Here is a 3,054-nt window from a genome sequence, read left to right as displayed (position 1 = left end):
GTGCTGGGTCATGAGTTCATGGGCATTATCGAAGAGGTCGGCAGCGGCGTGACCGACCTCCGGCCGGGCGATCGCGTCGTGATCCCGTTCGTGATCGCCTGCGGCGCGTGCTTCCATTGCCGTCTTGCCGAGTTCGCCGCGTGCGAGACCACGAACAGCGGCAAGGGCGCAGCAATCAACCAGAAGGGCATCCGGCCGCCGGCGGCGCTGTTCGGTTACAGCCACCTGTATGGCGGCGTGTCGGGCGGGCAGGCCGAGTTCGTGCGCGTGCCCAAGGCCAATGTAGGTCCGTTGCGGATTCCTGACGGGCTGTCCGACGAGCAGGTGCTGTTCCTGTCCGACATCCTGCCCACCGGCTACCAGGCAGCAATCAATGCCGGCATCAAGCCGGGGTCTACCGTGGCGATCTTCGGCGCGGGGCCGGTTGGCCTGATGAGCGCGGCGTGCTGCCGCCTGCTGGGAGCGGAGACCATCTTCATGGTCGACCACCTGGCCTATCGCCTCGACTTCGCGCAACGCACCTACGGCGTGACTCCGATCGACTTCACCCGCGTCGAGGATCCCGCCGAATACATCGTGACCCAGACCAACGGGCGCGGGGTGGATGCCACCATCGAGGCGGTGGGCTTTGAAGCCGAGGGCAGTGCGCTGGAAGCCGCGCTGACCACGCTGAAAGTCGAAGGCAGCAGTGGCGTGGCGATCCGCCAGTGCATCGCGGCCACGCGCCGCGGTGGCACGGTGAGCATCCCCGGCGTGTATGCCGGCTTCGTGCACGGCTTCCTCCTCGGCGATGCGTTCGACAAGGGCCTGACCTTCAAGATGGGGCAGACCCACGTGCAGAAGTTGATGCCGGAGCTGCTCGACCATATCGCCGAAGGCAACCTGGACCCCGGGGTGATCGTCACCCACCGGATGCCGCTGGAAGAGGCGGCCAAGGGGTACGAAATCTTCGACCGGAAGCAGGAGGATTGCCGCAAGGTAATCCTGACGCCCTGAGATGGCCGCGAGGATGGAGAGGGTAATCCCCACTGCGGAATCACCCGCGTTGATACAGCAGGCGCGTGAATGGCTGGCCAGCCATCCCGCGTTGCCGCCACCGGGAGCAGGTGACACGCTGGAGCGCTGGCGGCACCTGGCGCACCTCGGCGCGCGGGACCTGTGCCTGGCCAAGGTGCTTGAAGCGCATCATGACGCCGAGGCGATTCTGCAGGAGCTGCAGGCGCCGCCGTTGGCTGCGGGGCAGCTGGCTGCGGTATGGGCCGCCGAGGGGCCGGCGGCGACGCTGGCCTTCGATGCACGCCGCAGCACGTTGAGCGGTACCAAGCCGTGGTGTTCGGGCGCTGGGTGGGTGGATACAGCGCTGGTGACGGTGCGGACAGACGGGCAATGCCGCCTGTACCGTGCAGATCTACGGGGTGCACGCATCCAGTGCGACGTGCAGGACTGGCAGGCCACCGGGATGGGGCGGATTCCCAGTGCCACCGCGCACCTTGACCAGGTGCCTGCCGTGGAAGTCGGCACCGCCGACGCCTACCTGCAACGACCGGGCTTCTGGCACGGCGGCGCGGGCATCGCCGCCTGCTGGTATGGCGCGGCGGCTGCGCTGGCCGAGCCGCTGCGGTGCAGCGCCAAGGCGGCCGAGCCGGGCGTGGCGGCCGGGTTGCTGGGGCAGGTCGATATGACCCTGTCTGCATGCGCGGCGCTGCTGCGTGAGCTGGCCACCCTGATCGACGCGGACCCCGCGCGCGCCCACATGACCGACGTGGTTAGGGTGCGCAGCGTGGTGGAGCGCGGCTGCGTGCAGACCCTGGACCTGGTTGCGCGGGCGTTGGGACCGGGGCCCATGTGCATGGACCAGGCGCACGCCCGGCGCTGGAGCGACCTGACCGTGTTCATCCGGCAGAGTCATGCCGACCGCGACTGGCAGCAGTTGGGCATGGACTGTCATCGGGAGGGGCAGGGATGGACGCTGTAGCGCGCCACATCGCCGGCGGCGGCGTCACCGAGGACCAGTGGATGGCCTGCGATTGGCTGGCTTCGCTGCCGGCATCCAATGTCGCGACGCTGCTTGCCGGCCATGCACGGCTGGTGGTGGTGTCGCCGCATCCCGATGACGAAGTGCTGGCCTGTGGTGGGCTGATGGCGCAAACGCAGGCGCTCGGGCTGCCGGTGGTGGTGATTTCCGTCACGGATGGTGAAGCCTGCTACCCCGGTCAGCCAGCGTGGCCGCCGCAGCGACTGCGCTGCGCGCGTCAACAGGAGCTTGCGCGCGCACTGGGCTGCCTGGGTCTGGTCGACGTGGATCACCAGGCCTGGCACATCGGCGACGGCGCGGTGACCGGCAGCGAAGCCGCGCTGGCCGCGCGCCTGCACACCGTGCTGCGCCCCGACGATCTGGTGCTGGGTCCGTGGCACCTGGATGCGCATCCCGACCACGAAGCCGTGGGCCGTGCCTGCGCGCGGGCCGCAACGTCGCGTGGCTGCGCGCTGCGTGAGTACCCGGTGTGGGGCTGGCATTGGCTGGACCCGCAGGACGCGCCGCGCGCCTGGACACCGGCAACACGGTTCGCGCTGAGTCCGCAGGTCCTGCAGCGCAAGCGCGCAGCCATCACGCAGTTCTCGACCCAGCTGGGTGCCGTGGACGGACTGGACTGCGACCCCATCCTGCCACCGGCGGTATTGCAGCGTTTCGAACGCGCCTACGAGGTCCTGATCGGATGAACACAACCGCCTACTTCGACGCGCTCTACCAGCAGGAAGATCCGTTCGAGTACCGCACCCGCTGGTATGAGGCGCGCAAGCGTGCGCTGACCCTGGCCAGCCTGCCACGGGACCACTACCTGCGGGGCTGGGAGCTGGGCTGCTCCAACGGGGTGCTCACCGCTGCGCTTGCGCCGCGCTGCGCGCAGTTGCTGGCCACCGACCTGAGCGAGCAGGCGGTGGCGGCCGCGCGCCTTGCCTTGGCCAAACACGCGCATGTGCGGGTCGAGCGTGCCGAGCATCCGCGGCAGTGGCCCGATGGCACGTTCGACCTGATCGTGTTCAGCGAGCTGG

Annotated in this window: 3 protein-coding genes and 1 pseudogene; all 4 read left to right on the top strand. The window is 69.0% G+C overall.

Annotated elements, in window-relative coordinates; translation table 11 throughout:
• Window positions 1–996: zinc-dependent alcohol dehydrogenase (locus DBR34_RS14390; protein WP_258223947.1), on the top strand; the 996-nt coding region annotated here is incomplete at its 5' end.
• A 13-nt stretch (window positions 997–1,009) separates the two neighbouring features.
• Window positions 1,010–1,975 (top strand): acyl-CoA dehydrogenase, encoded by a 966-nt coding sequence (locus tag DBR34_RS14385; protein ID WP_128097296.1) that lies wholly within the window; start codon window positions 1,010–1,012, stop codon window positions 1,973–1,975.
• Window positions 1,963–2,721: a PIG-L family deacetylase gene (locus DBR34_RS14380; protein WP_128097295.1), complete on the top strand. Its 759-nt coding sequence runs from the start codon at window positions 1,963–1,965 to the stop codon at window positions 2,719–2,721. Before DBR34_RS14385 ends, DBR34_RS14380 begins: the two co-directional genes overlap by 13 nt.
• Window positions 2,718–3,054 (top strand): annotated as a pseudogene (locus DBR34_RS23220) (methyltransferase domain-containing protein); the annotation flags it as partial. The gene DBR34_RS14380 and the pseudogene DBR34_RS23220, both read left to right, overlap by 4 nt.

Source organism: Stenotrophomonas sp. HMWF003, assembly GCF_003061285.1.
Lineage (GTDB): Bacteria > Pseudomonadota > Gammaproteobacteria > Xanthomonadales > Xanthomonadaceae > Stenotrophomonas > Stenotrophomonas maltophilia_AP.
Note: the sequence above shows the minus strand (reverse complement) of the source record. Positions and strands in the feature narration are given on the sequence as shown.